Raw genomic sequence first — 26,954 nt, forward strand, 5'->3', positions numbered from 1 at the left:
GGCCTTCATGTCCCACGCTAATGCAGCCCTGACCCCCAAAGCACGTCTGAGAATCGCCAAGCTCATCGTTGACCAGCAGTGGAGCGTCTCCACCGCAGCGAAAATGTTCATGGTCTCCTGGCCCACCGCCAAACGCTGGGCCGACCGCTACCGAGCCCACGGCGCGGCCGGGATGGCCGACAAGCCCAGCAGACCCCGGACAAGTCCTGCACGCACCCCGCAGGCAGCGGTCAAACAAATCGTGGCACTGCGCTGGCGCAAGCGCTTGGGGCCCGTCCAGATCGCCTACCGGCTGGGCCTGGCTGCCTCGACGGTGCACGCAGTGCTGGTACGTTGCCGGATCAACAGGCTGCGCTATATCGACCGGGTCACCGGTGAGAAAATCCGCCGCTATGAGCACCCCTATCCGGGATCGATGATCCACGTGGACGTCACCAAATTCGGCAATATTCCCGACGGCGGCGGGCACCGGTTCGTGGGCCGGCAGGCCGGAGACAAGAACCGTGCAGCAACCCCGGACAAGCCCCGCAATGCGAACCACACCCCGAAAATGGGAACCGCCTTCGTGCACACGGTCATCGATGATCACTCGCGTATCGCCTATGCCGAGATTCATGATGATGAGAAGTCGGTAACGGCCATCGCGGTACTGGAACGGGCCGTGGCGTGGTTCGCTGCCCGTGACGTCGTCGTGGAGCGCGTGCTATCTGATAATGGGTCCGCCTACCGCTCGCATGCCTGGCGTGACGCCTGCGCCGAGCTGGCCATCACGCCCAAGCGGACCCGCCCTTACCGGCCCCAGACCAATGGGAAAATCGAGCGGTTCCATCGGACCCTGAACGACGGTTGGGCCTACGCCAGGTTCTATGGCAGCGAGGCCACCCGCCGCGAAGCACTGCCGGATTGGATCCATGCGTACAATCACCACAGGCCCCACACTGCAATCGGGAACCAGCCACCAATCAGCCGCTTAACTAACGTCTATGGGCAGTACAACTAGGGGCACCAGGGCGAAGAGGGCGCCGCCGGGGTGGGCGAGGATCCAGCGTGGGCTCACGGCGCCGGCGACGGAAATCCCGGCCGAGAAGGCCACGAACAGACCCAGCAGGCCCGACCACATGTTTTGGTTGCTGTGGAAGAACTCACGACCTGCTTCGCTGCCCACGACCGTGAAAGCACCCACGATGGCCACGACCGCCGTCACCAGCAAGAGCAGCCGAATGATGATCAGAACGACGCGCATGATTCCTCCCCTGGGAACGGAGCTGACGTTCCTTCCAATGTAGGCCGGTGCCCTGCCCCCAGCAAGGCTTATTCGTCCCCGGTTGCGCGTTACCGCCCGTTCCCGGATTCCGGCTTCTGCTCGTGCCCCAGATGCAGGGTGTCCTTGACCCGCTCCACTCCTTCGGTGAACACCGCCTTGGCCGTATCGGCCATGACATCGAGGCCCTCGGGGTCGCCCTTGAGCAGGGCCATCCCGGTGTTCTTCGCGAACTCGAAGGCGACCTTCGGAGGCAGCGGTGGGACGCTCTTGCTGGTGTAGGCATCGATGAGGGTCACCCCCCGGTGGGCGAAGGCGGCATCCCAGGCGGCGGCGACCTCGTCATCGCTCCTGACCTGGATCCCCTGGAAGCCCAGGAGTTCGGCGTAGCCGGCATAGTCCATGGTCTCCACGTCCTGGGAAGCCGGCCACAGCGGGTTGCCGTCCTCGGTGCGCATCTCCCAGGAGACCTGGTTGAGGTCGTTGTTATGCAGGACCAGGATGATCAGTTGCGGGTTCTGCCACCGCGAGAGGTATTTCTTGATCGTGATGAGCTCGTTCATGCCCAGCATCTGGAAGGCGCCATCGCCGATCGTGCAGATGACGCTGCGCTCGGGGTGGGCGAATTTCGCGGCCGTGGCATAGGGCATCGCCGCCACCATGGTGGCCAGCCGTCCGGAGAGGTCCCCCATCATCCCTTCGCGCAGCCGGATGTGGTGGCCGTACCAGTCGGCGGTCGAGCCCGCATCGGCGGTGACGATGGCGCGCGGGGGAAGACGCTGGTTGAGCTCGTGGTAGACCCGGCGCGGGTTCACCCCGTCGTCGTAGGAGACCATGGCTTCGGCCTCCATCTCCGCTTCCCATTCCTTCATGCCCGCCGCGACACGCTCCTGCCAGGAGAAGTCCGTGGTGGCCTGCAGATGGGGGATCAGGGCGGTGAGGGTCTCCTTCACGTCCCCCCAGAGGTTCAGCTCGGTGGGGTAGCGCAGCCCCATCTGTTCGGGTTTGAGATCGACCTGGACGGCCCGGGCCTGCCCTGATTCCGGCAGGAACTGGGCATAGGGGTAGTTGGTGCCCAGCAACACCAGGGTGTCGCAGTCGGCCATCTGCTCCACGCTGGGCCGCGATCCCAGCAGTCCGAGCTGTTGGGAATGGTGGGGCACCTCGGAGGGGATGACTTGTTTGGCCCGCAACGCGGTGATGATCCCGGCGCCCCGGAGTTCGGCGGCCTTCAGGACCTCGGCGGTGGCCCCGTTGGCGCCGTGCCCGACGAGGAAGCTCACCTTGGAGCCGGCGTTGATGATCTCGGCGGCCTTGAGGATCTCACTGTGGGCAGGGACGACGGCGGTGGAGGGGGCGACGGCGCTGGAGCGCGAGACCCAGCTCTGCGGGCGCAGTGCGGGCATCTTCTGGTCCTGGACATCGTGCGGGAGGATGACGACGGTGGGGCCCAGCCGGACGCGGGCGGTGCGGAAGGCGGTGTCCACGACGGCCTGGGCCTGTTCGGGGGAGACGATCGTCTGCACGTAGACCGCAACATCCGCCAACGCCCGTTCCAGATTGCTGACCTGCTGGCCGAAGGTGCCCAGCGCGTTCAGCCCCTGTTGTCCCACGAAGGCCACGACGGGCTGGTTGTCCATCTGGGCGTCGTAGAGCCCGTTGAGCAGATGGAACACCCCGGGGGAGGAGGTTGCCACGCAGACCCCCACCTCGCCGGTGAACTTGGCGTGGGCGGTGGCCATGAGCGAGCAGATCTCCTCGTGGGTCGGACGGATGTAGTCCACCCCGTCGTCCTCACGCTCCGCCTGGCCCAGGGCGCCGTCGAAGGCGCCGATCCCGTCCCCGGGGAAACCGAAAACGCGGCTGACACCCCATTCCCTGATGCGCTCGATCACGAAGTCGCTGACCGTTCCTGCCATGGGAGGTACCTCCTGGAGATTGTTGCCGTGGCCCGGTGGGGATTTTTTCAGCTTCCTCGGAACCGACGCAAACTTCAAGGGCCCCCCAGTAGGCTGTAGCGGTGGATCTTCAACTCCTGGCCGTGGCGGCCTCCCTGGTGTTCATCGGTGCCGTCGCCCAACGGGTCGCCGGGCTGGGATTCGCCATGCTGGCCTCACCGTTCCTGGTGTTGCTGCTCGGCCCCCATGAGGGGGTGCTGCTGGTGAACATCTGCGGCGTCGTCTCCTCCACGCTGATCACCCCGCGGGTCTGGAAGGACATCAACTGGTCCGCGTTCCGCTGGCTGGCCGCCTTCAGCGTCGTCGGCTCCGTCATCGGGGCGCTCATCGCCACCCGGCTGGAGTCCGCGGTCCTCTCCCTGTCGGTGGGCATCATCGTGCTGATCGCCCTGCTCCTTTCGCTGGGCCTCTCCCGCTCCAGCGTCGCCGTCGGAGGCCCCGGCATCCGTTCCGCCGCCGGGGCGCTGTCGGGGCTGACCAGCTCCATGGCAGGGGTCGGTGGCCCGGCGGTCAGTGCATACGCGGTCCTCACCCGTTGGGATCAACGCTCCTTCGCCGCCACCATGCAACCTTTCTTCGCGGTCACCGGAACCGTCTCCGTGGTGTCGAAGGTCCTCCTCGCCCCGGAGCAGCAACTCATCCTGCCCTGGTGGTACTGGGCGCTGATCGTCCTGGCGATCGTGGTGGGGATCTTCGGCGGTGAACGACTCCAGCGCCACGTCCATGACCGTCATGCCCGGGCATTCATCCTGATCATCGCGTTCGTCGGGGCCTTCGCCGCCATCGCCAAGGGCTGGTTCGGCCTGCTCTGAGCCGGCCGCCCGGCCAGGGCCGCCGGCCGCGGGGGCCGGCAATGCCCTGGGCCCGGTCCTGCTAGTTTCGCCGGGCGACGATGACGGTGTCTTCCAGGTCGACGACGGCGCCCTCGGGGCCGGTGGCCTGCCGCGGCCTGGCCTCCGCGGTGACGACTGTCCACCGGTCCTCGTCGAGTCCGAGGAGTTCGAGTTCCTCGGCGGGGGTGGGGAAGTCGTGGGGGCCGTGGGAGGTGGGGGCCTCGCCGGGATCGTGCCGGTGCCGGGACCAGGGTGGCATGGCGGCATGGGAGACGATCAGCAGGGTGCCGCCGGAGGCCACGGCTTCGGCGGCCCGGCGCAGGACCTCCCCGCGGGGCAGGTCCACCGGGGAAGCCAGGAAGCAGGCGGAGACCAGATCGTAGGTCCCCGGAGGGAAGTCCTCGCCCAGATCGACCTGAAGCCAGTTGACGTCTTCGGCGCCCAGGCCGCGGGAGCGGGCCTCCTGGGCGGCCCGTCCGAGGGCCGTGGTGGAAATATCCGCCCCGGTGACCGTCCAGCCGGCCTCGGCCAACCAGAGCGAATCCCCGCCTTCCCCGCAGCCCAGATCCAGGGCGCTGCCCGGTTTCAGCGGGGAAACAACGTCCACCAGGGCCCGGTTGGCAGCCCCGCTCCAGATCCTTTCGCGCTCGCCGTACCGGGCTTCCCAGAAGGCGCGCGGCTCGATGGGCGCCTCGTCGTGGTGGTGTTGGTGCTCCATGTCGGTGCTGCTCCGTTCGTTCATGCCGCGTGAACCTGCTGTGCTGCGTGGTTGAAATCCTCGGTCACCAGATCCATGTTGACCATGCTGCCAGCCATCGTGCCCGCCGACATGCTCATCGGCACATTGGCCATCGGGGCGACGAGGTTTCCGGCAGCCCAGATCCTCGGGTGACTGGTTTTGCCGGTGGGATCGGCGGCGATGAAGCTGCCAAAAGGTGTCTGCTCCCGCGTCAAACCCAGTCCGTCAAGGTAGGCGTCCTGGGGGTGGAGTTCACCGGCGGTGAAAAGGGCGTCGAGGTTCCGTTGCCCGCCGTCTACCATCCGCACCCCGGTGAGGGCCCCGGCGTCGTTCCTGAGGATGCCGGTGACCTGCCGGTTGTCGATCACCACGTCCCGGGAGGCCAGGGTGGTGGCCAGTGCGTCGTCGATGGGCCCGGCGCCGGCGCTGAAGAGGACGACGTCGTCGCTCCACTGGCGGATCAGCTGCGCCTGGTGCAGGGCCATGGGCGAGGTGGCCAGGATGCCGAGGCGTTGACCGCGGACCTCCCAGCCGTGGCAATACGGGCAGTGCAGCACATCGGTTCCCCAGCCCGCGGCGAGGCCGGGCAGCGGCGGGAGTTCATCGCTGATTCCGGTGGCGGCCACGAGGCGGCGGGCAGCATGGTGCCGGCCCTGGGTATCGGTCACGGTGATACCGGCGTCGGTTGCCACGACGGTTGCGGCTGCCGCCGTGCCGAACTGGACGCCATAGCCGGCGACCTCGGAACGGCCGCGGGCCAAGAAGTCCTCGGGGGCGGTGCCGTCGTGGCCCAGGACACCCTGGATCCCTGCGGCGAAGCGGTTGCGCGGGGTGCCGGTGTCCAGGACGAGCGTGCTGCGGAGCGAGCGGCCGAGCATCAGTGCTGCACTGAGACCCGCGGCGCCAGCGCCGATGATGATGACGTCGTAGTTGCTGTTGGTTTTCATGCTTCTACTGTGGAACCCCCACTGCTATGATGGCAAATATCTTTGCAGAAACAGCAAGAAGGGAAAGATGTGAAGGATACGGTTCTCGAGCAGATCGGCCCCCGACTCCGGGCTGCCCGGGTGAAGCAGGATCGGACGCTGGAGGATCTGGCCTCCAAGACCGGCATATCGGTGTCCACGCTCTCGCGGCTTGAATCGGGCAAGCGCCAGGCCAGCCTGGAACTGCTGTTGCCGCTGACCCGAGCGCTGCGCATCGGCATCGACGAGCTCATCCCCGCCGAGGTGCCCGACCCGCGCGTCCGCCCCACCCGCAGCATGCACCACGGCATCCAGACCCTCAGGCTGTCTCCGCCGAACTCGCCCACGCAGACGTTCAGGATGACCTATCCGGGACGCCAAGTCATGCCGGAGCCCCGCGTGCATGATGGATACGACTGGCTGTATGTGCTCTCCGGGAAATTGCGCCTGCTGCTGGGGGATCGGGACCTGGTGCTCGAACCCGGGGAGGCCGCCGAATTCGATACCCGGATCCCGCACGCCATGGGATCGGCGGATGGCCGATCCGTGGAGGTGCTGAGCATTTTCGGGGGAGACGGCGAACGCATCCACACCAGGGTTTCCGACGGCGACCGACCCGGCGACTGATCCGCCGGCCCTGCCCTCGGACGGCTGGCCGAGGCACGGCCCCGTGCAGGATACTAGGGGAGCACCCCGGCGAGCTGCCGGGCGGAGGCGAGGAGCGGAGCCCGGACATGACCGAACGCTATGTGAAGATCTGCGGGTTGAGCACGCCCGAAACCGTGGCTGCCGCCGTCCAGGCCGGGGCCGATGCCCTGGGATTCATCTTCGCCCCCGGCAGTGTGCGGACCGTGGAGCCGGGGGTGGTCCGCCAACTGATCAACGACGTCCCCGCAACGGTCGAAACCGTAGGGGTTTTCCGCAACCAGCCCCTCGATGTCGTCCTGTCCACCGCGGCAGCGGCAGGAGTGTCCACCGTCCAATTGCATGGTGAAGAACCCCTGGCCGATATCCGCGCCGCCCAGGAGGCTGGTTATCGCACCCTGCGGGCCTTCTCCGCCCCGGCGTATGCCGCCCTGTCCTCGGCCGATCGCGCCGAGTGGGCCGCCGAGCGGATCCTGCTGGACGCCGTCGACCCCGGGGCCGGTGAGACCTTCGACCCCTCGGTGCTGGCCGGCCGGGCCCCTGAGGGATTCTGGCTGCTGGCCGGAGGGCTCACCGTGGACAATGTCGCGGCCCTGCTGAACAGCTCGGGGGCCACGGGCGCCGACGTCTCCAGCGGGGTGGAATCCCGGCGCGGGGTCAAGGACACCGGGTTGATCCGCGCCTTCATCGCCGCAGCACGGTCGGCGGCCGGCTGAGACGGTCGCCGGTCCACCGAAAACCCTGGCCCGAGAAACAATTTGCAGTTAGTGTGCAAATTGTTCGGGTTGCTCGACCCGCCAGTTCCCCCCACCACAGGATGGCAGCGTGAAAAACGGTATGACGGTCACCAGCGACTACTTCCTGCTCGACGAGGAACTCGACGATGCGGAGATCGCCCTGCGCGACAGGATCCGAGCCTACGTCGATACGGATGTCCTGCCCATCATCAACGGGTACTGGGAACGGGCCGAGTTCCCGCACCAGCTACGCCCCGGGCTGGCGGGCCTGGGCATCATCGGCGGCACCATCGAAGGGTACGGGTGCCCGGGGTTGAGCCGCCGGGCGGCAGGAATCGTCGCCCGCGAAATCTCCCGCGGCGACGGCTCCATCAACACCTATATCGGCGTGCACTCATCGCTGGGCATGGGGACCATCGCCATGCTCGGCAGCGAGGAACAACGCCAACGCTGGCTGCCGGAGATGGCCACGCTTCAGCGCACGGGGGCGTTCGCGCTCACCGAACCAGAGCACGGATCAGACTCCGTTGCCCTGGAAACCAGCGCCCGCCGCGAGGGCGGAGAATGGGTCCTCAACGGGCATAAGCGCTGGATCGGCAACGGGGATGCCGCCGATATCGTCGTCATCTTCGCCCGTGACGCGGCCGACGGCCAGGTCAAGGGATTCGTCATGGAGAAGAACGACGACGGTACCTACCCCGCAGGATACGAACCCACCGTGATCACCGGGAAAATGGGCAAACGGGCGATCCGGCAATCCGATATCGTGATCTCGGAACTGCGCGTTCCCGCGGCCAACCAACTGGAGAACTGCCACTCCTTCCGCGATGTCTCCCGGGTACTCACCGCAACCCGTGGCGGCGCCGCCTGGGAAGCGGTAGGCCACGCCATGGCCGCCTACGAAATCGCCGCCACCTACGCCGGTCAGCGCGAACAATTCGGCCAACCGATCGCCAGCTTCCAATTGGTGCAGAACAAGCTGGCCAATATGCTCTCCGAGCTCACCGCCATGCAATTGATGTGCACCCGGATGGCCGAGCTGGCAGAGACCGACCGACTCACCGGTCCGATGGCCTCCATGGTCAAGATGTCCACCGCGCAGAAGGCCAAATGGATCTGCAACGAGGCCCGGGACATGCTCGCCGGGAACGGTGTACTCATCGAACGCCATATCGCCCGGCATCTGACCGATATGGACATTGTCAGCACCTATGAAGGGACCGACTCGATCCAGTCGTTGTTGGTCGGCCGGGACATCACCGGCATCTCAGCCTTCAAATAACCCTGCCGCCGAATCAATAGCCTGCCAGTACCTGCACCCCACCGGAAGGGCTCCATGACCGACCGCAGCTCCCGCCCCGCGCCCCGGGTCGCCCTCTCCCGGCACGACGACGTCGTCCTGCTGACCCTGTTGGCTCCGCCGGTCAACGCCCTGGGGCAGGCGGCCCGCACGGCGATCGCCCAGGCCCTCGATGACGTGGCGGATCTGTCAGGTGTGCGCGCCGTGGTGCTCACGGGCACGGAGAAGGCGTTCTCCGCCGGCGCCGACATCACCGAATTCGGTGGCTCCACCGACGGGATCTCGCTGCCCGAACTCGTGGACCGGATCGAGTCGTTGGCCCTGCCGGTGACCGCAGCCATCTCCGGGGTGGCCCTGGGCGGGGGGCTGGAATTGGCGATGGCCGCCCACAGGCGGGTCGCCCACCCCGAGGCCCTGGTCGGGCTGCCGGAAATCACCTTGGGGCTCATCCCGGGGGCCGGCGGCACCGGGCGGCTGCCGCGACTCGTCGGGCCCGAACGGGCACTGGCCATGATCCTGACCGGAACGCGCGTCGGTGCAGCCACTGCCGAAGGTGACGGGCTCATCGACGCGGTTCTTGATGGTGGGGATTTCTCCTGTGCCGCCGTCGCCTGGGCGGCTTCCCGGCTCGACGAGGAGCCCGGAACCGAGTCGACGCCCCCCACCAGAACCCGTGACCTGAACCGGCGGATCGCCGAAGCTTCAGCCGTTCCGGGAACCATCGAACGCCTCGCGGCCCCGGCACTGCGCAAGGCCAAGGACCCCTTCGCGGCCCGGGCGGCAGTGGACTCCCTCGCCGCAGGCATCGAGCAGGGATTCGACGCCGGGGCGGAGCTCGAACGCGAGAAGTTCCTGGAGCGGCTGGCCAGCGACGAATCGGCGGCCGGTCGCCACCTCTTCGCCGCCGAACGGGCCAGCCGCACGCCCCGGGCCCTCGCCACCGCCCCGGGAGAAACAGCCGCCCGCGACGTGCGGCGTGCCGGAGTCATCGGTGCCGGGACCATGGGCGGGGGCATCGCGTTGGCCCTGGCCACCGCGGGGGTTCCGGTCACCGTGGTGGAAACCTCTGCCGAAGCCCTGGACCGCGGCCTGACCCAGGTCCGGGCGACTCTGGACGTTTCGGTCTCCCACGGCAGCCGCAGCCCCCAGAGGGCCAACGAACAATTTGCTCGCATCAGCGGAAGCCTCGACTACGCCGACCTGGCCTCGGCAGACCTCATCATCGAAGCGGCCTTTGAGGACCTGGACGTCAAAAAAGAGATCTTCGCCCGACTGGATGCCCACGCCAGCGAGGACGCAGTACTGGCCACGAACACCTCCTACCTCGATGTGGACGCACTCGCCGCCACCACGGCCCATCCCGGCCGCGTGCTGGGAATGCACTTCTTCAGCCCCGCGAATGTGATGGAACTGGTGGAAGTCGTCCGGGGGGAGGCCACCGAGACCCGGGTTCTCGCCACAGCGGTTTCCTTGGCCCGGCGGCTGGGCAAATGCCCCGTCGTGGTGGGGGTCTGCCATGGGTTCGTGGGCAACCGGATGCTCGAAGTCCGCGCCCGCCAGGCCGAGGCCTTATTGCTGGAAGGGGCGCTTCCGGGGCAGGTCGATGACGCGTTGACCGGTTTCGGTTTCCGCATGGGCCCGTTTGCCATGGCCGATCTGGCCGGGCTGGATATCGGTTGGCGCAACCGCCAGGCCCGGGGCACCACAGCTGCCGTCAGTGACGCGCTCTGCGAGGCCGGCAGGTTCGGGCAAAAGACCGGAGCAGGTTTCTTCGCCTACCAGGGCCGTGAGCGTCAGGAGGACCCCGCAGTCACCGACATCATCGAAGCTGCCAGCGCCGAACAGGGGATCGAACGCCGGGAAATCGACTCCGCGGAGATCCTCGAACGGCTGCTCTACCCGATGATCAACGAAGGTGCCCGGATTCTCGCCGAGGACATCGCCGAACGCCCCGGGGACATCGACCTCATCTGGGTCAAAGGCTATAACTGGCCCGCCCACCGGGGAGGGCCCATGTTCTACGCCCAGCAGATCGGGTGCGCCCGGATCGCCGATCGGCTCCGCCAGCACGCCCGGGCCACCGGGGATCCGACGCTGGAACCGGCCCCCTGGCTGACCGAGGCGACCCCGGACGGCCAGGGCGCCCCGGGAAATGGTCGAGCATGAACGACGTGGACGGCCGCAGCGCCCGGGCCGAACGCACCCGCTCCCAGATCGTCGACGCCCATTTGGGGCTGATCACCGACGGGAAACTCAAACCCACCGCCCGCCAGGTGACTGAACGCGCGGGGGTGTCCCCCCGGACGCTCTGGGGCCACTTCACCGATATGGAGGCGGTGATGGCCGCCTCCGCCCGCCGACAACTCGATGACCGGGCCTCGGCCTTCACCCCGCCGCCCGAGGGCACCGGCCTGCCCGCACGCATCCAGGCCTACGCGCGCCACCGGGCCGCAGCCTTGGAGGAACTGGCACCACTGGCGCGGGCAGCCGATGTGCAACGCCCCTTCTCACCCGTGCTGCAACAGAATCTGCGTCAGAACCTGGAGAGAATTCGCGCAGAAATCGAAGCCCATTTCGCCGAAGAACTTGATCGGCATGAGGCGGGGGAGCGGGAACGACTCGTCGCGGCCCTGGTCGTCGTCTCCGACTGGGCCAGCTGGCAACTGCTGCGCCAGTACCTGGAACGTTCCGTTGCCGACGCCAGAGCAGTGCTGGAAACCTCGGTGGCCGCCCTGCTGGCAGCCCCATCCGTATCGGATCCCAGGAAGAAAAACCCGGCATGACAGCATTATCCCTCGCCGCCGTTCTGGAAGGGTCGGCGCGCAAGTATCCGCAGAAGACGGCAGTGATCAGCGAAGGAACGTCCTACACCTACGCACAGCTATGGGGCCAAGCGCTTCAACAGGCGGCCTCGTTGGCCGGTGCCGGGATCCGCGCCGGTGACGCGGTGGCCATCATGAGCCCCAACGTCGTGGACTTCCCACGTTCCTATTATGCCGTGCTCGCCGCCGGCGGGGTGGTCGTACCGGTCCACCTGCTGCTCACCGTCCCGGAGGTCGTGCACGTGCTGGCCGACAGTGGCGCCACGATGCTGATCTGCCACCCCTCCTTCCTGCCGGTCGGAGGTCCCGCGGCCGCGGAAGTGGGGATCCCGGTGGTGACCAGCACCTGGCCACAGCAGGACGCGGAAGACCCGGGCCTGGACGCTGGACTGGAACCGGCGAAGCTGGCCCACTATGTGGCGCGTGAAGCCGAGGACCCCGCCGTCGTCTTCTACACCTCGGGGACCACCGGCACCCCCAAGGGGGCCATCCTGACGCAGGTGAACATGGTGATGAACGCGACCGTATCGGCGGTGGATGCCAACGACGTCCACTACGACGACGTGGCGCTGGGCTGCCTGCCGCTCTTCCACGTCTTCGGGCAGACCGCGAGCATGAACGCCGTCTTCCGGCTCGGCGCCACCCTGGTGCTGCTGCCCCGGTTCAGCGGCGCCGGGGCGCTGGGGTTGATCCGCGAGCACCAGGTCGACGTCTTCCATGGGGTGCCGACCATGTTCCACCAGCTGCTCGCCTCCGCCGAGGACGAATCCGAACTGCCGAGACTCAGGCTCTGCGTCTCCGGGGGAGCTGCCATGGCGCAGACGTTGATGGAGCGGTTCAACGCCGCCTTCGACGTGACCATCTTTGAGGGCTACGGCCTCTCGGAAACCTCCCCGGTGGTCTCCACGAACACCCCTAACGCCGGTGTGAAACCGGGCACCGTGGGCCCGGCGATCTGGGGTGTCGACGTCATGATCAGCGACCGCACCACCCCCGAGACCCTTGCCGAACTGCCCCATGGCGAACTGGGCGAGATCCTGGTGCGCGGGCATAACGTCTTCGCCGGCTACCTCGGCAACGCGGAAGCCACCGAAGCGGCGATGGTCGAGGGGTGGTTGCGCACGGGGGACCTGGGCACCATGGACGACGACAGCTTCATCACGGTGCTCGACCGCACCAAGGACGTCATCATCCGCGGCGGATTCAACGTCTACCCGCGAGAGGTCGAAGAGGTCCTCTCCCGCTGCCCCGGCATCGAGCAGGTAGCGGTCATCGGGGTTCCCGACGAGGAACGCGGCGAGGAGATCTGTGCCGTGGTCATCAGGGATACCGGGTACGACGGCGCAGAGCCCACCGCGGAGGACATCATCGCCTGGAGCAGGACCCGGCTGGCCAAGCATAAATACCCCCGGCGCATCCGCTTCGTCGGCCAGTTCCCGCTGGGGCCCAGCCATAAGATCCTCAAACGCGAACTGCGCCGCGATGTGGCGGGGGAGTAGCTCACGGTTCCGGGCATGGGGTTCCCACACCGATGCGGATCACACCACAGGTTGGTCAGTAAGGTGAGCCTAAGCTAATATGTTTGCGTGATGTCCAATAAACCTAATGTCATGCTCACGGCCGACGGGTTGAACCTGCGCTACGGAAGCACCGACGTCGTCCACGATGCGTTCCTCACGCTGGAACCCGGCCGCATCCTGGCGCTGGTGGGCCCCAACGGCAGCGGCAAATCGACGCTCCTGCGCGCTTTGGCCCGGCTGCATGATGCCGAGTCAGGGGCCCTGCAGCTGGAAGAAGCCAGTGCCAGCACCGATGCCCTGGCCCTCAAACGTAGTGAGTTCGCCCAACGGGTGACCTTGCTGGCGCAAAGCCGTCCGGTCCCGAACGGGCTCAGTGTGCGCGACGTCGTGGAATTCGGCAGGCACCCCTATCGGGGACGCTGGCGGGCGGCCGACCCCGACGGGGCGGCAGCGATCGAGCACGCCATGGAGCTGACGGGGATCACCGAGCTGGCGAACCGCGGTGTCCATGAACTCTCAGGAGGTCAGCTCCAACGCGTCTGGCTGGCCAGCTGCCTGGCCCAGGACACCTCGATCCTGCTGCTCGACGAGCCGACCAACCATCTGGACCTGCGCTATAAGGTCGAAATCTTCGACCTGATCCACGATTTGGCACGCGACCATCAGGTGGCCATCGGCGTCGTCCTCCATGACCTCGACGAAGCCGCCGATATTGCCGACAGCATCGCCGTCCTCTCCGAAGGCCGCATCCTCGCCAACGCCCCGGCCGAGCAAGCCCTGGAATCCGGGCTGCTGAGCAGGGTCTACGGCATCGACGTCGTCACCCATACCGACCCGTTCACGGGACGGCTTCGCACCCACGCCCTCGGCAAACGCGCCGGCGCGCTCGTCTAACCTGCCGGCTTCACGCCCGCCGCCCGCCCCGGCGGTGGAACACCCCTGCCTCCGACCACCGATCCGAAGGAACCCCTGCCCCATGAAGCTCCTGCGCCCCCTGCTCATCCTGACCACTGCGACCCTGCTGCTGACCGGTTGCGGTACCACCGAAGAACCCGCCGGGAGCACCGCTGACGGTCAGGCCCCGGCCGAGTCCGCCGGCCCGGTCACCCTGACGGACACCCGTGGAAAAAAGATCGAACTCGACGCGCCGGCCACCCGGGTCGTCGGCACCGAATGGGTTGTCGTGGAGGACCTGGTCGCCCTGGGAGTGATGCCCGTCGGGGTGGCCGACGTCAAGGGCTACACCGACTGGGTGACAGCCGAACCCCTGGACGATACGGTCACCGACATCGGCACCCGGGGCGAGCCCAGCTTCGAGACCGTTGCTTCGCTGGACGCGGATCTGATCGTGGCCACCACGGATCTGCCGGAGAACGTCATCGCCCAGCTCGAGGACCTGGCCCCGGTCTTCGTGATCACCCCGGCCGATGCCAGCCGGCAAATCGACCAGGCCACCGAGAACCTGGACCTGATCGCCCAGGCCACCGGCACCGAGGAAGCCGCCGCGGCGACCATCGACGACTACGAAAAGGCCGTCACCGAGGGGCGGGACACCCTCGCAGATGCCGGGCTGGACGGGGCCCGCGTGGCCTTCACCGACGGTTGGGTCGCCGACGGCCAGGTGTCCCTGAGGCCCTATCCCGCAGGATCGTTGCTGACGGATATCAATACCGAGCTGGGCCTGGAAGCACCATGGACCCTGGAGGGCGACCCCGCCTATGGGCTCGCCACGACCGACGTCGAGGCGCTGACCAAACTAAAAACCGACCATTTTGTCTACATCGGCAGCCCCGTCGACGGGGACTTCACCGACGCGCTGAAGGATAATGCGGTGTGGACGTCACTGCCTTTCGTCCAGGACGGGAACGTGGAGCGCCTCGATGACGGGATCTGGATGTTCGGCGGCCCCTCCTCGATGACGCAATACGTCAAGTCCCTGGTCTCCACCCTCACCGCTTCCTGAACGCCGGATGAGTCTCGACACCGAACGGGCCTCCCCGCCCCAGGACCCAGAACGGCGGACGACGCCGGGACGCCGGGGCCGGGGGATCGCCGTGGTCGCCGCCAGCGGGCTGGGCCTGCTGGTCCTGCTGGGGCTGATCCACCTGGGCCAGGGCACCGCCACCGTGGGGGCGGCCGATCTGCTGCGGATCCTGAGCGGGGAAGGCACCGACCAGCAGACCGCCGTCCTGCAGGCCTCACGCATTCCGCGGTTGCTGGCCGGGTTGCTCGTCGGGGTGGCGCTGGGATTCGCCGGGGCCGGGCTGCAATCGGCCACCCGCAACGTGCTGGCCTCCCCGGACACCCTGGCGGTCGACGCCGGGGCCCATCTGGTCATCGTCGCCGTCGCGGCCTTCGGGGTGGCCCTGCCTTCGCTGGCCTCCGGCGGGCTGGCCTTCATCGGCGGTCTGGCCGCCGCCCTGCTGGTCCTGGGGCTCTCCGGGGCGGGAGGTTCCGGCAGCGGCGGGCCCATGCGTCTGGTGCTGGCCGGAACCGCCATCGCGCTGGGATTGTCCTCGGTGACCTCGGCGCTGTTGCTGCTCTTCAACCAGGAAACCACCGGGCTGCTGGCCTGGGGCAGTGGCAGCATCGGGCATACCAGCAGCACCGATCTACGCGAATTCTCCCCGCTGATCCTGCTCGGTGCGGTGGGTCTGCTCCTGCTGGCCCGCCGGTTGGATCTGCTTTCGCTGGGCGATGATGCCTCCCGGCTGGCGGGAGCCGACCCGCGGGCCGGACGAATTGCCGCCGTCGTTCTGGCGGTCCTGCTCGCCGCCTGTTCGGTCACCATTGCCGGCCCCATCGGCTTCGTCGGGCTCTGTGCCCCGGCGATCGTGAGGTTGCTGGCCACGAGGGTCGACGGACTCATACGACACCGGGCGTTGCTGCCGGTCTCCGGACTGGTCGGGGCCATCGTGGTGATCGGTGCGGATGTGCTGGTGCGCCTGATCCTGGGGGCCGCAGCCGGGGTGGAGGTGCCCACCGGAGCCGTCACCACGGTGTTCGGGGCGGTGTTCCTGGTGGTGCTGGCCTACCGGATGAGAGATGCCGGAACGGCCATGATGGGCGATACCCTGGCGAAGCTGAGGTCTCCGGCCAGGTATCTGGCGGTGGTGGCCGGGCTCGTGGTCCTGCTGGTGGGCTTGCTCGGGGCCGGGGCGTTGCTGGGGGACGCAAAACTGTTGCTCGGGGATCTGTCGAACTGGCTGATGGGGAACGCGGGCCCGACGGTCACCGCCGTCCTGAACACCCGGCTGCCGCGGGTTGTGGTGGCCTTGTTGGCCGGGGCCGCCCTGGCGTTCGCCGGCGCCCTGATCCAGGCCATCTCACGTAATCCCTTGGCCGAACCCGGTTTGCTCGGCGTCTCCGCGGGTGGGGGACTGGCGGCCATTGCGGTGATCACCACGGTGCCGTTGGCCGGGGCCTGGCTGATCACCGGCTCGGCGCTGGCGGGTTCGACCCTGACCGCCGTGTTGGTGTTCGGGTTGGCCTTCCGCGGTGGGCTGCAACAAAACCGGTTGGTCCTCATCGGCGTCGGGATCTCCGCCGGGCTGGCGGCCCTGGTGGCCATCATCCTGGTCTCCACCGACCCGCATAACCAGGCCAAGGCGTTGACCTGGCTCTCCGGCTCGACCTATGGGCGCAGCTTCGACTCGGTGCTGCCGCCCCTGGTGGCGCTGCTGCTCGCGCTGCCGGTGCTGGCCGGGGCGCGTCGTGACCTGGACCTGCTGGCCGTAGATGACGATTCGCCGCGGGTCTTGGGCATCAGCCTGGCCCCGGCGAGGTTGGTCCTGCTCGCCACGGCCGTGATGCTGACGGCCGGCGCCGTGTCATCGGTGGGGGTTATTGCCTTCGTCGGTCTGGTTGCACCGCATGCGGCCAGGAGCCTGGTCGGATCACGCCATGCCCGGGTTCTGCCGGTTGCCGCGTTGCTGGGGGCCTGCATGGTGGTGTTGGCCGATACGATCGGGCGTACGGTCATCGCCCCGGCGCAAATCCCCGCGGGCATCATGACCGCCCTGGTGGGGACCCCCTATTTCGTGTATCTGCTGTGGAGGTCCAAGGCGGGGCAACGGTAGGGCAGTTTCATTCGGCGAGCAGACCGGCGTGCTTGTTGGCGTAGCGGCGGGCCTTGCGCACCTGGCGCATGGTGCGGGGCACCAGAACCGCCACGAAGATCACCAGCAGGATCAGGAAGAGGATACCGAAGAAACCGCCCTGACCCACGAGGGCTTGGCGGGCGAAGATCGTGCCCGTCGAGGCAAAGAGGTAACCGAAACCGTAGGTCTGCAACGGGACGGACACCGGCAGGACCGAGGCGACGCGGGCGGCGTGGATCTGCTCCTGTCCGTCCAGGTCCATCTCCCGACCGCGCAGGACCACCTGGTTGATCCTTTTCAACTGCTCCTGGCTGTTTCCTGCGGCACGCAGCAGTGCCTGCCCCACGGACGTCGCGGAGAAGATGGCCGTGAAGGCGGCGGCCAGAAACAGCGCCTGGAGGTACCCGAGCAGTGTTTCAAACGCCGCGGCGGGTGGATCGGTGGCGCCGAACCAGGCGAAGACGGCGACGCTGATCGCCAGCCCACCGCCGAGGACGGCGCCGATCAGGGCGAACCTGCGGGCGAAGATGACCGGGGTGGCTTCCGACCAGGAGGCGATGGCCCGTCCGCCACGCAGCGGGTCCGGTGTGGAGAAGGCATCCCTGAGCCGCCACCAGAGCGGGAACCCCAGGATCACCAAGAGCCCCAGCCCGGTCACCAGGGCAGGAACCGGGGACCCGGGCGCCAACTGGCCGGCGCCCAGGGCCGCGAACATGACGAGCACGGTTCCGCTGATGGTGTAGGTCAGGAAGAACCACGTTTTCATCGGTCCTCCACGTTGGCGCTTGAGCGTTCGGCGAGAGGACGGGGAAGGTTTTCGCTGGCGTAGTGGCGGGCCCGACGTAACTGCCCGGCCACATAGGGGATCCGGATGAGGGCGAGCAGAAGAAGCAGGGCCGGGAGGAGGAAGTCGAAGATGTCGCCCTCGCCCAGCGCGATGTTCCTGCCGAAGCCCACGGCGAGGAACGCGAGGAAGAAGGTGATGCCGAAGCCCCGTAGACGCAGCCTGAGCGGTGCCACGATCGCCACGCGGAGGGCCACCAGTCGATCGTGCTCGGTGAGGGGGAGGTCCTTGCCGCCCAAGGCCACCTGGTTGATCCGCTTCATGGACTTCCGGGAGTCACCGACCGCGTCATGGGAGGCGGTATCCAACGGCACGGAGGTGATGGTGAGCGTGAAGGCCGTCAACACGAAGAGCCCCTGGACGATGTAGGAGAGCACCTCCAACGCCTGGTCCGGTGGCTCGTGGGCACCGGTCAGGGCGAAGACGATGACGCTGATCGCCAGGGCCACCCCGAGGAGGATTCCGGTCCGGGCGAAATTACGGGCGAAGACCTCAGAGGCCGTATCCGCGGTCCAGATCTGCTCCGGAGGGCCGCCACCCAATGGGTTGGGTTCCGAGAAGGCATGCCTGAGCCGCCACCAGAGCGGCGCCGCGAACAGCAGCAACAGGCCCAAGCCGGACAACAGGGCCGGAGCCGGGGAGGCCGGGGCCAGCTGGCCGGCGACCTGGGTCCCGAGCAGGACCACGGGCGTTGCCAGCAGGAGGTGGAGTTGGAAGAGGGTGGGTTTCATCTGGAGGACTGTTCTCCCGTGGGTCGGCGATGGGGCCGAGGGTAGGCCTCGTGCCCCGGGCGTCTGGGCGTTCAGTGGGCGGGCTGGGGCGTGTTGGTGCGGGCGTAATGGCTGGCATGGCGGATCTGCCGGGCCAGATGGGGAAGGTAGATGAGTACGACGACGCCCATGAAGACCAGGAGCACGGCGGGCATCACCTGGCGTTCACCGGTCAGGAGCGTCTCGATGAAGGCGGTGGCGAAATAGCCGTAGAGGTAGAACAACCCGAATTTCTGCAACGGCAGGACGACCGGGACGACGAGCGCCATGCGGTTCGCCGCACGCCGTTGAGGGTCGGTGAGGTCGACGTCCTTGCCGCCCAGGACCGCCTGGTTGATCCGGGGCATCTCCCCGGGGGCGGCTTCGGCGGCGTTGCGCAGGGCGCTGTTCAACTCGAACGTGACGATGATGGTCGTGAGGCCGGCCACCACAAACACCATCTGCAGTTGGAAGGACAGGGACCCCAACGCTTCGGGGGACAGATCGGTGGCGCCGGTCAGGGCGAAGGCGATGACGCTGACGGCCAGCCCCGTGCCGAGGATGGCGCCGACCAGGGCGAATTTATGGCCGACCAGCTGCCGGGCCTCGGCGGTCCAGAACAGGGCGGAACCCTCGCGGCGTCGGATGCTGGCCACGGACAAGGCCCGCCGGAATCCCCACCAGAACAGCGAGCCGAGGACCACGAGCAGGCCCAGGCCGGCCACCATCGCAGGCACCGGCGACCCCGGGGCCGCCTGGCCTGCACCGTAGGTCGCGCACAGGACGGCCAGGGTGCCGGCGATGGTGGCGACGAGGAAGGCTGCGACTTTCATTATTGGGTGGAACTCCCGCTGGTCGAGGTGCCCGGAGGCTGGTTCTCTCCACGCTACTGCCAGGCCGCTCGGTCGGCGACCTTGGCTGCCCGGGGTCTTGATGGGAACTGCACGGAACTCGATCATCAGTCCGCCGTCGTCAACGTCCACCCGACAGGGCAGGGAGGTGCCCGGCGCACCATGACGGGCGAGTAACGCACAGCGCGGGGCAGGTCCCGCGAGCCGACCTGGGTTCAATGGGTCACCTGGATGCACCGATCAGGGACTCCTCCTGCCGGTACCAGTGGATCCAGTGGCCCGGTTCATCAGTGGGGTGGGTACCTGATGATTCTCGACTTCAGCCGTGGAAACCCCGGGCCCGAAGGAACTCTCGTCGAGCTTGCGGTACTTGTTCCGAACCGCAATGCGTGCAGAACAAACGAGTACGCCCACGGTGAGCACGACGATGAGGATCGAAAGGCTCGTGAGCTCAGCAATATTCAGCGAAGCGATATCGATGTTCGAATTCATGCCCATGCTCGCTGCCCCCCCCACAGTGAAAGAAAACCGCGGCTTCAGCCTACGCCTCTCAGTTGGGGGGGAGGCCGGTCATCCGCCACGGGCCGCGCGCCCGGAGGCGACTGATGAGGAGAATCAAGGGGGATGAGTTCATGACTCTGGAAGGGCGGGGTAGTGCAGCCGGGATGCGGTGACGGACCCGGAAGTCACGGCGGGGAGACATGCGTCGTCTTGGCTTGCTGCAGCGAGGTGAGCATCGCCTTGATCTGCAGGTATTCTTGGGTGCGGGTGTAGGCCTCCAGCCGCTTCGTCCCCTTCAGCTTCGAAGACACCCCGGCCAGCGGGGTATCCGGTCCGATCTCCCGGCGGAACACGCCGCTGCCGCCCACATAGGAAAAGCGGCGGGGCAGGGCGGAGACTTCATCATCGGATTCCTCCTGCGGGCTCAGGGCCATCGAGGCGTCCGAACCGTCCTTGCCCAGTGCGTCGTAGACGAATGCGTGGTCCTCGATGAACGTCGGGGCCGAATCGAACCTGGTGTAGGGCCGGTCCTGATCGCCGGTTTCCGCCTCCGCCATCGGGGCGTCGCCGGAGACGAACTCCGCCATGACCTTGCCCTCTTCATTCAGGACCCGGAGGTGGCCGGCCTCGGGGCGGTGGGCCAGCAGGGGATCGACCTCCAGCTTCTCCACGGTCCAGGTCGGTGGCGCCTCGAACTCGAAATAGCCATCGGCCACGGAACGCACCAGCATCCGGATCCGGGTCGAATCGGTGGCCGCGGCACTCGGGGTGGCGGTAGTGCTCTCGGGGGGTGGCGTATGGGGTCCGGGTGCGGGTGCGGCGCAGGCCGTGAACAGGACCAGCGATACCAGTGCCACGACGCAGCGTGCCACGGGACGGCGTGGTGAAAAGTTCATCGTTTCCCCTGGAGTGACCTCCCGGTACTCGGCGGCCCGGGACACAAGACGTGATGATCCGCATCCTATGTAGAACGGGTGGAAAAATCTGCTTACCCACGAGTACGTGACCATCTGAAGTCGTCAACGGTCCTCCGGGTGGTCTACCGAAGCCTGGAGTTTGTCACCACGCATAGGATGGAAGGCCCGAAACTTCTTCAAGGAGAAAACCAAACATGACTGTTTTGATGGCCGGATGTGGCGATGTGGGGACCGAAGCAGGACTACGCTTCGCCGCGCTCGGACATCGCGTCGTCGGCTGGCGGCGTTCGCCCGAGGTGCTGCCCGGGGCCATCGAGCCGGTGGTCGCGGACCTGACCGGCGAATTGCCTCCCGTGCCGGCTGACACCAGCATCGTGGTCGTGGCGCCGGCGGCGGGGGCACGCAACGCGGACGCCTACCGGCAGGTCTACCGGGAGGGGCTGGCCAACGTCCTGAATGCACTCGAACGTGACGGTGTGCGCCCCGAACGCATCATTCTGGTCTCTTCCACGGCGGTCTACCCCAACGTCGACGGGGCATGGATGGACGAGGTAAGCCCCGTGGATCCGCCAACAGCCACGGCCGCGGTGCTCTGTGAAACCGAAGAGCTGCTGGCCGCCCGTGCCCCCCAGGGCACCGTGCTGCGCCTGTCAGGTATTTACGGGCCCGGCAGGACGCGCCTGATCGACCAGGTACGCACCGGGGAGGTCGACCCGTCCGTCCCCGGGCTCTATACCAACCGCATCCACCGCGACGACGCGGCAGGAGCGATCGTGCATCTGGCCACCGCCGTGGATGCGCCGGGCCCGCTGTATCTGGGCGTCGACGAGGAGCCGGTCAGCCAGCTGCAGGTGCTCTCCTTCCTCGCCGGACGCCTGGGGATGCCCTGGCAGGAAGCACCGAACCCGGGGGAGCCGGCAGGAAAACGCCTGCGGGGCGACCTGCTCCGTGCCAGCGGCTACACGTATTCCTATCCGAGCTACCGGGAAGGCTATGCGGCGGTGCTCGAGGGGTCCGGGGTCCGCCACCCGTGATGACCACCCCGGCCGGAACCGGCGGCCTGGTGCTGCTGGTCAATCCGAACACCAACGAGGACACCACCGCCCTGATGGCCGACATCGCCGGGCGGGAGCTGGCCGGCTCGGGATATGAACTGCGCGCGGTCACGGCCCGCTCCGGACCACGGATGATCCTGGACTCCGGGGCCCTGGCCGAGGCAGCGACCGAAGTCTGCCGCACCGTCCACGAGATCCTGGCCTCGGACCAAGGCAGCCGGGTGGCCGGCGTCGTCGTGGCGGCTTTCGGGGACCCGGGCCGTGGCCGGTTGGCCCGGGAACTGGGGATCCCCGTCGTCGGCATCGGCCAGGCATCCATCCTGGCCGCGGCCCGGGGCGGCCGACGGTTCGGGATGGCCACCACCACTCCTCGTCTGGTTTCCTCTTTGGAACGGCTCGCCGACGAGCATGCCGAGGCGGGGCTTTTCTGCGGGGTCGAGACCACTGCCGCGGGCCCGTTGCAGCTGGCCACCGACCCCGAGGCACAATTCGCCGAACTGCAGAGCGCGGCACTTCGATCCTGGGCGGCCGGCGCCCGCGCCGTCATCATCGCCGGGGGACCGTTGAGTGAGGCGGCCCGTCGGCTGGCCACGGGCGGTGCCGTGGAGATCATCGAACCCATCCCCAGTGCCTGCGCCCTGATCCGCGAACGCCTCTGAGGGTGTGTTCTTCACCACCGGGGAACGCCCCGGCGGAAGATTAGGGCATTACAGTTCCCTGGCCTGGCGGTGCCTGCGCACCCGGGTCCTGTTCGCGCAGCCGCGTTGCGGGCAGAAACGTGCCGAGGCGTTGCGGGTGCGGTCGGCGAAGTAGCGGGAGCAGTCGGATGCTGCGCAGCTGCGCAGCCGTCGCGGGGAATGCCGCAGGATGAAGTCCATGAGTCCGGCAGCGCATTCGGCGGCGACGTGCCGCCACAGCAGGTCTCCCGGAATGTGGTGGTCCAGATGCCAGTCGTGCCCGTCATGGTTGGAAAGCCGTGGGGTGCACCCTCCCTCGGCGGCCAGGGAATTCAGTGCCGGGGCGGCCTGGCCGATCTCGGCGGCGTCCATCACCACGCGCAGTTGCCCCCGGACGGCCCGCAGATGGGCGGCATCGTCGTCGGTGGCCGGGCGGCGCGCCGCCACATGGTGTCTGGCCAGTAGTTCGGCCACGTCCGCCGAATCGCGCAGCCGGTCATCATCGGTCGCCGCCGTGTTCACGAGGTCGACGGCGAGGTCAACCGCCCACCCTTTGTAATGCTCAAACTCGTTATTGGCCATGTTGAAAGGGTAGCAGGGTCCTTCTAGGCTGGTCGGGCCCCACCACCGAAGGACGACGATGAACCCAGCAGAGACCGCACCCTCGACCGCCGCACCATCGACCGCCCAACCCGGCGCCGGAACGGCACCGGAGGAGCCCTCCGTGGCCCCGCACCGCTCTCTGGTGCCGTTGTGGTTCGCCGCGGTAGCCGTCGTCGTGGTGGGCCTGAACCTCCGCCCGCCGATCACCGCCGTGGCCCCGTTGATCGGGCAGATCCAGGAATCGCTGGGCTTCTCCTCGGCCATCGCCGGACTGGTGACCTCCACCCCGTTGCTCAGTTTCGTCCTGCTCTCCTCCCAGGCACCACGGATCGGACGCCGCTTCGGCATCGAACGCACGATTTCCGGTGCACTGGTCATCATCCTGGCCGGCACCGGGCTGCGGATGCTGCCGGGCACCGGATTCCTCTTCGCCGGGATGGCGCTGGTCGGCGTGGGCATCACCTTCGGCAACGTCCTGCTCCCGGCCCTGATCAAACGCGACTACGCCGGACGCACCGGGATCCTCACCGGGCTGTACACCACCGCCCTGTTCACCGGCCCGGCAGCGGCCGCCGGCCTGACCTTGCCGCTGCAGCGCGCATTGGGCCTGGACTGGTCCGGTGCGCTGGCCCTCTGGGGGGTCCTGCCGATCATCGGCCTGGTCGTCTGGATGCCTTTCCTGCGCGGAAGCAAGCAACCGGCCACCGGTGCCGGACACCTTCAAACGCACGACGGCGGGGTCTCCGTCTGGCGCCAGCCGTTGGCCTGGGCGGTGACCGTGTATTTCGCGGTGCTCTCCCTGGTCTTCTATACGGCCAACGCCTGGTTGCCCGTGATCCTCATGGATGCGGGGATGCCTGCCGCCGCAGCCGGCAACGCCCTGTCGATCGCCAACCTGGCGGCCATCGTTCCGGCCCTGATCTCCTCGATCGCCGTGGCCCGCCACCATTCGCAGATCGGCGGGGCCGTGGCAGGGACCCTGTTGACCGTCGCGGGGATCATCGGTGTCTTGGTGGCGCCCACCGGGCCGACCCTGCTGTGGATGCTGCTGATGGGCGTGGGCTTCGGGATCATGACCGGCGTCGGCTTCTCGTTGCCGTTGCTGAGGGCCCGCGGCGGCTCGGCAACCGCTGAACTGGGCGCCATGTCCCAGACCATCGGCTACTCCATGTCGGCCAGCGGACCGCTGTTGGCCGGGGTGCTGCACGACCTCACGGGCAGCTGGACGACGTTGCTCTGGGTCCTGCTCGTGGCCCTGGTCGTCCAACTCCCGGCGGGGATGGTGGCGGGGCGCAGCGGCTACGTCAAGCACTGATCCGTTCCAGGACCAGTGCCAGGGCCGGCCAGGCGCTGCGACCGCGCCGGATGCGGGCGAAGGCGCGGAGCCTGACCTCTGGATCATGCAGTTCCAGGATGGTGATCCCTTTCCGGGGCAGCCGGTTTCTGGGGAGCAACCCGACGCCGAGACCAGCCAGGATGAGGTCCTCGACCAGGTCCAGGCTGTCGGACTGGTGGCGCAGCGCCGGTTCGAATCCGGCCATCGAGGAGATGATGCGCAGCACCGTCTCGTCGGCGATATTGCGTGAATTCCCGATCCAGTCGTGGTCGCGGAACGCCGAGAAGACCGTGGCCGCATCCGGGGCGGTGGTCCCCGACCTGTCTTGGGTGCCTGTGGCGGGAAGGAACCCGAACCGGTGGGCGGCGGCCGTCGGTACGCCGAGGCCCCACGGGGTGCTCCACAGTGGCAAGGTGTCCACCCCCGCGTCGACCTGGTCGGGCGCCAAGTTGTAGTCATAGGTCAGGGCCAGATCGATCTGGTCCACGCCGAGGAGTTTCAGCGCCTCCGCCGGTTCGTGTTCGAAGACCATGATGTCCATGCCGGGATGGCGCTCGGCCAGTTCGGCGATGATCGGCATCAAGGTCGTGCGGATCGCCGTGGCGAAACCGGCCACTCGCAGGGTCCCCGAGGGGGCCGCCCCCGGAACCAGATCCAGGCGCGCCGAATCGACGGCGGTCAGGATGGCCTCGGCATGATCGGCCAGACGGCGCCCCGCCGGGGTCAGCCGCACCCCGCGACCGTCGGGCTCCAGGAGCCGGGCGCCGGTCTCCCGGGCCAATAAACCGATCTGCTGGGAGACCGTGGACGTCGTGGTCCCCAACAGATCGGCGACCCCGCGCATCGAGCCCATGCGGGAGAGTTCGTAGAGATATTGCAGACGCCGGGTTTCCATTCTTCTATTGTGCAGGAATGCTGGATGATCCGTTGTGGATTGTCACGTGGACGTTGACGGAGTGTTTCCGTTCCAATGGACCCATGAACTCCTCACCCCGCCTGGCGGAGAACTCGGCAGGCACCGGCTCGCTCATGGCGCTCGCCGCGATGGTCTGCGTCCAGTTGGGGTTGGCCGTCTCCGTCGGACTCATCGACACGTTGGGTCCAGCCGGGGTCGCGTGGCTGCGGCTGTCCTGGGCGGCGGTGATCCTGGTCGTGGTGGGACGGCCGTGGAAGGTCACGTACAGCCGGGCCGCCTTGGGGACCAGTGCCTTGCTGGGGGTGGCGACCGGAGGGGTGACGATCTTCTTCATGTTCGCCATCGAACGGATTCCGTTGGGTACTGCCAGCGCCCTGGAATTCCTCGGGCCGTTGTCGGTGGCCATCGTCCAGGGCCGGGGCCCGGCCCGGTGGTGGGCCTTGGTCGCCGGGGCCGGCGTCCTGGGGCTGACCGAACCGTGGTTGGGCGCCACGGACCCGGTGGGGATCTTCTTCGCGCTCTGTGCTGCCGCCTGCTGGGCCGGCTACGTACTGTTTACCCAGAAGGCCGGTGACGCTGTTTCGGGGATCAGTGCCTTGGCGATCTCGATGCCGGTGGCCGGGATCGTCGCCACGCTCGCGGTCGGGCCCTCCGTTCTCGGAAACCTGGACTGGCCGATCCTGCTCTGGGGGTTCGGGCTGGCCCTGCTGTTGCCCGTCATTCCGTTCAGCCTCGAGATGCTGGCCCTACGCAAGCTGACCACCGCCGCCTTCGGGACCCTGATGTGTCTGGAACCGGCGATCGCCGTGCTGATCGGGCTGACCATCCTGGACCAGGTCCCGCGTCCGGCAGCGGTCATCGGGATCGTCTTGGTCATCGCCGCAGGGATCGGCGCCACCAGGACGGGCCAACGACGCACGAACCTCGAAACCGACGCGGTCATCGGCGCAGGATGAAGATCCCGTCGGGTCCCTGAGGCGGATCCGGCGTGCCGGGTGCCGAGAAAACAGCGACCGACCAAGGAGAACCGGCGTCGAACGGGCCCAGATGCCAGTCGGCATAGCGCTGAACCAGCTTCAGGCCGGCTGATGCCGCCGCCTGATCCTGGTCTCCGGGCCCGCCGCGGATCGCGCTGGTGGTTCCGATGACCAGCGTTCCACCGGGATCCAACAGTTCGGCCACGTGCCCGATGACTTCCTCGAGTTCTGCTTCGGAGAGGAACGCCGGGACGTTTCCCGACATGAGCACGACATCGTAGGAGCCGGGGAGACCCTGGCGAACCAGCTGTGACGGGGCGATCTCCACGGCGCCGAGAGGACGAAACCACGAGGGCTCGTAGAGCTCGACTGCCACGTCGAGGACTGCGGGGGTGGGATCGATCCCGTATGCCGCATGGCCTCTGCCGCGCAAGGCAGCAACGGCAGTGCCGATCCCACAGCCGACGTCGAGGATCCGGGCGCCGCGACCGCTGATCATGTCGAGGAACCGGGCCTCGACCTCCATATCGACGCCGGACAGGACGAGGTGCCGCATCTTCGCTGCGTAGTTGAGGTAGTCGGGCTGGGGGATCATCGACCCAGTCTGACATGGGGGCATTGAACCGTGGAGCTGTGAGTGCCCGCAAG

Annotated in this window: 27 protein-coding genes; 15 read left to right on the forward strand and 12 right to left on the reverse strand. The window is 67.6% G+C overall.

Annotation, left to right across the window (positions count from 1 at the left end):
* Window positions 1–7 precede the first annotated feature (7 nt).
* The gene (locus AC3ZI9_RS03875; RefSeq protein WP_489923852.1) at window positions 8–1,000 is read left to right on the forward strand and encodes an IS481 family transposase; all 993 of its coding nucleotides are present in this window, start codon (window positions 8–10) and stop codon (window positions 998–1,000) included.
* Here AC3ZI9_RS03875 and AC3ZI9_RS03880 read toward each other — a convergent pair.
* Together AC3ZI9_RS03880 and AC3ZI9_RS03885 are read right to left on the reverse strand one after the other, a co-directional pair.
* The gene (locus AC3ZI9_RS03880; RefSeq protein ID WP_489923853.1) at window positions 971–1,243 is read right to left on the reverse strand and encodes a hypothetical protein; all 273 of its coding nucleotides are present in this window, start codon (window positions 1,241–1,243) and stop codon (window positions 971–973) included. The two genes, AC3ZI9_RS03875 and AC3ZI9_RS03880, sit on opposite strands and share 30 nt — an antisense overlap.
* Before the next feature lie 89 nt (window positions 1,244–1,332).
* Window positions 1,333–3,180, reverse strand: a complete 1,848-nt coding sequence (locus tag AC3ZI9_RS03885) for a thiamine pyrophosphate-requiring protein (RefSeq protein ID WP_444554951.1) — start codon at window positions 3,178–3,180, stop codon at window positions 1,333–1,335.
* Between the two features lie 101 nt (window positions 3,181–3,281).
* On the opposite strand from AC3ZI9_RS03885, the gene AC3ZI9_RS03890 reads away from it, so the two are divergent.
* Window positions 3,282–4,031, forward strand: coding sequence for a sulfite exporter TauE/SafE family protein (locus AC3ZI9_RS03890; RefSeq protein ID WP_444554952.1), 750 nt, complete (start codon window positions 3,282–3,284; stop codon window positions 4,029–4,031).
* Between the two features lie 61 nt (window positions 4,032–4,092).
* Here AC3ZI9_RS03890 and AC3ZI9_RS03895 read toward each other — a convergent pair whose 3' ends face one another.
* Both AC3ZI9_RS03895 and AC3ZI9_RS03900 read right to left on the reverse strand, forming a co-directional pair.
* A complete protein-coding gene (locus AC3ZI9_RS03895) occupies window positions 4,093–4,794 on the reverse strand; it encodes a class I SAM-dependent methyltransferase (RefSeq protein ID WP_444554953.1) in 702 nt (233 codons plus the stop codon).
* On the reverse strand, window positions 4,791–5,738 hold the full coding sequence (locus AC3ZI9_RS03900; RefSeq protein WP_444561257.1) for an NAD(P)/FAD-dependent oxidoreductase: 948 nt from the start codon (window positions 5,736–5,738) through the stop codon (window positions 4,791–4,793). The genes AC3ZI9_RS03895 and AC3ZI9_RS03900 overlap by 4 nt, the downstream gene beginning before the upstream one ends.
* A gap of 69 nt (window positions 5,739–5,807) precedes the next feature.
* Here AC3ZI9_RS03900 and AC3ZI9_RS03905 point away from each other — a divergent pair, with 69 nt between their 5' ends.
* The 9 genes from AC3ZI9_RS03905 to AC3ZI9_RS03945 all read left to right on the forward strand — a co-directional run bounded on the left by AC3ZI9_RS03905 (window position 5,808) and on the right by AC3ZI9_RS03945 (window position 16,859).
* On the forward strand, window positions 5,808–6,383 hold the full coding sequence (locus AC3ZI9_RS03905; protein ID WP_444554955.1) for a helix-turn-helix domain-containing protein: 576 nt from the start codon (window positions 5,808–5,810) through the stop codon (window positions 6,381–6,383).
* A 107-nt stretch (window positions 6,384–6,490) separates the two neighbouring features.
* Window positions 6,491–7,117: a phosphoribosylanthranilate isomerase gene (locus AC3ZI9_RS03910; protein WP_444561258.1), complete on the forward strand. Its 627-nt coding sequence runs from the start codon at window positions 6,491–6,493 to the stop codon at window positions 7,115–7,117.
* Between the two features lie 109 nt (window positions 7,118–7,226).
* On the forward strand, window positions 7,227–8,420 hold the full coding sequence (locus AC3ZI9_RS03915; protein ID WP_444566462.1) for an acyl-CoA dehydrogenase family protein: 1,194 nt from the start codon (window positions 7,227–7,229) through the stop codon (window positions 8,418–8,420).
* A 54-nt stretch (window positions 8,421–8,474) separates the two neighbouring features.
* Window positions 8,475–10,604 (forward strand): 3-hydroxyacyl-CoA dehydrogenase NAD-binding domain-containing protein, encoded by a 2,130-nt coding sequence (locus AC3ZI9_RS03920; RefSeq protein ID WP_444566461.1) that lies wholly within the window; start codon window positions 8,475–8,477, stop codon window positions 10,602–10,604.
* On the forward strand, window positions 10,601–11,221 hold the full coding sequence (locus tag AC3ZI9_RS03925) for a TetR/AcrR family transcriptional regulator (RefSeq protein WP_444554959.1): 621 nt from the start codon (window positions 10,601–10,603) through the stop codon (window positions 11,219–11,221). Before AC3ZI9_RS03920 ends, AC3ZI9_RS03925 begins: the two co-directional genes overlap by 4 nt.
* On the forward strand, window positions 11,218–12,759 hold the full coding sequence (locus AC3ZI9_RS03930) for a long-chain-fatty-acid--CoA ligase (protein WP_489923854.1): 1,542 nt from the start codon (window positions 11,218–11,220) through the stop codon (window positions 12,757–12,759). Before AC3ZI9_RS03925 ends, AC3ZI9_RS03930 begins: the two co-directional genes overlap by 4 nt.
* 90 nt (window positions 12,760–12,849) lie before the next feature.
* Window positions 12,850–13,674, forward strand: coding sequence for an ABC transporter ATP-binding protein (locus AC3ZI9_RS03935; RefSeq protein ID WP_441380441.1), 825 nt, complete (start codon window positions 12,850–12,852; stop codon window positions 13,672–13,674).
* Window positions 13,675–13,756: 82 nt separating this feature from the next.
* On the forward strand, window positions 13,757–14,743 hold the full coding sequence (locus AC3ZI9_RS03940) for an ABC transporter substrate-binding protein (protein WP_489923855.1): 987 nt from the start codon (window positions 13,757–13,759) through the stop codon (window positions 14,741–14,743).
* Window positions 14,744–14,750: 7 nt separating this feature from the next.
* On the forward strand, window positions 14,751–16,859 hold the full coding sequence (locus tag AC3ZI9_RS03945; protein WP_444554963.1) for an iron ABC transporter permease: 2,109 nt from the start codon (window positions 14,751–14,753) through the stop codon (window positions 16,857–16,859).
* Window positions 16,860–16,866: 7 nt separating this feature from the next.
* Here AC3ZI9_RS03945 and AC3ZI9_RS03950 read toward each other — a convergent pair whose 3' ends face one another.
* The 5 genes from AC3ZI9_RS03950 to AC3ZI9_RS03970 all read right to left on the reverse strand — a co-directional run bounded on the left by AC3ZI9_RS03950 (window position 16,867) and on the right by AC3ZI9_RS03970 (window position 20,721).
* Window positions 16,867–17,646, reverse strand: a complete 780-nt coding sequence (locus AC3ZI9_RS03950) for a hypothetical protein (RefSeq protein WP_489923856.1) — start codon at window positions 17,644–17,646, stop codon at window positions 16,867–16,869.
* Window positions 17,643–18,455, reverse strand: coding sequence for a hypothetical protein (locus tag AC3ZI9_RS03955; protein WP_444554965.1), 813 nt, complete (start codon window positions 18,453–18,455; stop codon window positions 17,643–17,645). Before AC3ZI9_RS03955 ends, AC3ZI9_RS03950 begins: the two co-directional genes overlap by 4 nt.
* Window positions 18,456–18,526: 71 nt before the next feature.
* Entirely contained in the window at window positions 18,527–19,306 is a 780-nt protein-coding gene (locus AC3ZI9_RS03960; protein WP_444554966.1) for a hypothetical protein, read from the reverse strand.
* A gap of 258 nt (window positions 19,307–19,564) precedes the next feature.
* Window positions 19,565–19,816 (reverse strand): hypothetical protein, encoded by a 252-nt coding sequence (locus tag AC3ZI9_RS03965; RefSeq protein ID WP_444554967.1) that lies wholly within the window; start codon window positions 19,814–19,816, stop codon window positions 19,565–19,567.
* A gap of 194 nt (window positions 19,817–20,010) precedes the next feature.
* On the reverse strand, window positions 20,011–20,721 hold the full coding sequence (locus tag AC3ZI9_RS03970) for a hypothetical protein (protein WP_444554968.1): 711 nt from the start codon (window positions 20,719–20,721) through the stop codon (window positions 20,011–20,013).
* Window positions 20,722–20,936: 215 nt separating this feature from the next.
* Here AC3ZI9_RS03970 and AC3ZI9_RS03975 point away from each other — a divergent pair, with 215 nt between their 5' ends.
* Window positions 20,937–21,776 carry an NAD-dependent epimerase/dehydratase family protein gene (locus tag AC3ZI9_RS03975; protein WP_444554969.1) on the forward strand — a complete coding sequence of 280 codons (840 nt, stop codon included), beginning with the start codon at window positions 20,937–20,939 and terminating at the stop codon, window positions 21,774–21,776.
* Complete coding sequence (locus AC3ZI9_RS03980; RefSeq protein ID WP_444554970.1) at window positions 21,776–22,456, forward strand: aspartate/glutamate racemase family protein; 681 nt, start codon at window positions 21,776–21,778, stop codon at window positions 22,454–22,456. The genes AC3ZI9_RS03975 and AC3ZI9_RS03980 overlap by 1 nt, the downstream gene beginning before the upstream one ends.
* A gap of 48 nt (window positions 22,457–22,504) precedes the next feature.
* Here the strand turns inward: AC3ZI9_RS03980 and AC3ZI9_RS03985 are convergent, their stop codons facing one another.
* Entirely contained in the window at window positions 22,505–23,056 is a 552-nt protein-coding gene (locus tag AC3ZI9_RS03985) for a CGNR zinc finger domain-containing protein (protein WP_444554971.1), read from the reverse strand.
* Window positions 23,057–23,114: 58 nt separating this feature from the next.
* On the opposite strand from AC3ZI9_RS03985, the gene AC3ZI9_RS03990 reads away from it, so the two are divergent.
* Window positions 23,115–24,392 (forward strand): CynX/NimT family MFS transporter, encoded by a 1,278-nt coding sequence (locus AC3ZI9_RS03990; RefSeq protein ID WP_489923857.1) that lies wholly within the window; start codon window positions 23,115–23,117, stop codon window positions 24,390–24,392.
* Here AC3ZI9_RS03990 and AC3ZI9_RS03995 read toward each other — a convergent pair.
* Window positions 24,382–25,308 (reverse strand): LysR family transcriptional regulator, encoded by a 927-nt coding sequence (locus AC3ZI9_RS03995; RefSeq protein WP_444554973.1) that lies wholly within the window; start codon window positions 25,306–25,308, stop codon window positions 24,382–24,384. The two genes, AC3ZI9_RS03990 and AC3ZI9_RS03995, sit on opposite strands and share 11 nt — an antisense overlap.
* Window positions 25,309–25,391: 83 nt before the next feature.
* Between AC3ZI9_RS03995 and AC3ZI9_RS04000 the strand changes: the two genes are divergently transcribed.
* Window positions 25,392–26,285 (forward strand): EamA family transporter, encoded by an 894-nt coding sequence (locus AC3ZI9_RS04000; protein WP_444554974.1) that lies wholly within the window; start codon window positions 25,392–25,394, stop codon window positions 26,283–26,285.
* Here the strand turns inward: AC3ZI9_RS04000 and AC3ZI9_RS04005 are convergent.
* Window positions 26,269–26,901, reverse strand: coding sequence for a class I SAM-dependent methyltransferase (locus tag AC3ZI9_RS04005; protein WP_444554975.1), 633 nt, complete (start codon window positions 26,899–26,901; stop codon window positions 26,269–26,271). The genes AC3ZI9_RS04000 and AC3ZI9_RS04005 overlap by 17 nt on opposite strands.
* Window positions 26,902–26,954 lie beyond the last annotated feature (53 nt).

This window comes from Arthrobacter sp. AOP36-F1-5, from assembly GCF_058137995.1.

What these genes read in the sequence shown, in the direction of transcription:
- AC3ZI9_RS03965 (WP_444554967.1), bottom strand. Translation starts at nt 19,816, where the DNA reads ATGAATTCGAACATCGATATCGCTTCGCTGAATATTGCTGAGCTCACG.
- AC3ZI9_RS03970 (WP_444554968.1), bottom strand. Translation starts at nt 20,721, where the DNA reads ATGAACTTTTCACCACGCCGTCCCGTGGCACGCTGCGTCGTGGCACTG.
- AC3ZI9_RS03910 (WP_444561258.1), top strand. Translation starts at nt 6,491, where the DNA reads ATGACCGAACGCTATGTGAAGATCTGCGGGTTGAGCACGCCCGAAACC.
- AC3ZI9_RS03935 (WP_441380441.1), top strand. Translation starts at nt 12,850, where the DNA reads ATGTCCAATAAACCTAATGTCATGCTCACGGCCGACGGGTTGAACCTG.
- AC3ZI9_RS03880 (WP_489923853.1), bottom strand. Translation starts at nt 1,243, where the DNA reads ATGCGCGTCGTTCTGATCATCATTCGGCTGCTCTTGCTGGTGACGGCG.
- AC3ZI9_RS03980 (WP_444554970.1), top strand. Translation starts at nt 21,776, where the DNA reads ATGACCACCCCGGCCGGAACCGGCGGCCTGGTGCTGCTGGTCAATCCG.
- AC3ZI9_RS03895 (WP_444554953.1), bottom strand. Translation starts at nt 4,794, where the DNA reads ATGAACGAACGGAGCAGCACCGACATGGAGCACCAACACCACCACGAC.
- AC3ZI9_RS03945 (WP_444554963.1), top strand. Translation starts at nt 14,751, where the DNA reads ATGAGTCTCGACACCGAACGGGCCTCCCCGCCCCAGGACCCAGAACGG.
- AC3ZI9_RS03930 (WP_489923854.1), top strand. Translation starts at nt 11,218, where the DNA reads ATGACAGCATTATCCCTCGCCGCCGTTCTGGAAGGGTCGGCGCGCAAG.
- AC3ZI9_RS03920 (WP_444566461.1), top strand. Translation starts at nt 8,475, where the DNA reads ATGACCGACCGCAGCTCCCGCCCCGCGCCCCGGGTCGCCCTCTCCCGG.
- AC3ZI9_RS03955 (WP_444554965.1), bottom strand. Translation starts at nt 18,455, where the DNA reads ATGAAACCCACCCTCTTCCAACTCCACCTCCTGCTGGCAACGCCCGTG.
- AC3ZI9_RS03875 (WP_489923852.1), top strand. Translation starts at nt 8, where the DNA reads ATGTCCCACGCTAATGCAGCCCTGACCCCCAAAGCACGTCTGAGAATC.
- AC3ZI9_RS03900 (WP_444561257.1), bottom strand. Translation starts at nt 5,738, where the DNA reads ATGAAAACCAACAGCAACTACGACGTCATCATCATCGGCGCTGGCGCC.
- AC3ZI9_RS03985 (WP_444554971.1), bottom strand. Translation starts at nt 23,056, where the DNA reads ATGGCCAATAACGAGTTTGAGCATTACAAAGGGTGGGCGGTTGACCTC.
- AC3ZI9_RS03990 (WP_489923857.1), top strand. Translation starts at nt 23,115, where the DNA reads ATGAACCCAGCAGAGACCGCACCCTCGACCGCCGCACCATCGACCGCC.
- AC3ZI9_RS03925 (WP_444554959.1), top strand. Translation starts at nt 10,601, where the DNA reads ATGAACGACGTGGACGGCCGCAGCGCCCGGGCCGAACGCACCCGCTCC.
- AC3ZI9_RS03885 (WP_444554951.1), bottom strand. Translation starts at nt 3,180, where the DNA reads ATGGCAGGAACGGTCAGCGACTTCGTGATCGAGCGCATCAGGGAATGG.
- AC3ZI9_RS03940 (WP_489923855.1), top strand. Translation starts at nt 13,757, where the DNA reads ATGAAGCTCCTGCGCCCCCTGCTCATCCTGACCACTGCGACCCTGCTG.
- AC3ZI9_RS03950 (WP_489923856.1), bottom strand. Translation starts at nt 17,646, where the DNA reads ATGAAAACGTGGTTCTTCCTGACCTACACCATCAGCGGAACCGTGCTC.
- AC3ZI9_RS03975 (WP_444554969.1), top strand. Translation starts at nt 20,937, where the DNA reads ATGACTGTTTTGATGGCCGGATGTGGCGATGTGGGGACCGAAGCAGGA.
- AC3ZI9_RS04005 (WP_444554975.1), bottom strand. Translation starts at nt 26,901, where the DNA reads ATGATCCCCCAGCCCGACTACCTCAACTACGCAGCGAAGATGCGGCAC.
- AC3ZI9_RS03995 (WP_444554973.1), bottom strand. Translation starts at nt 25,308, where the DNA reads ATGGAAACCCGGCGTCTGCAATATCTCTACGAACTCTCCCGCATGGGC.
- AC3ZI9_RS03960 (WP_444554966.1), bottom strand. Translation starts at nt 19,306, where the DNA reads ATGAAAGTCGCAGCCTTCCTCGTCGCCACCATCGCCGGCACCCTGGCC.
- AC3ZI9_RS04000 (WP_444554974.1), top strand. Translation starts at nt 25,392, where the DNA reads ATGAACTCCTCACCCCGCCTGGCGGAGAACTCGGCAGGCACCGGCTCG.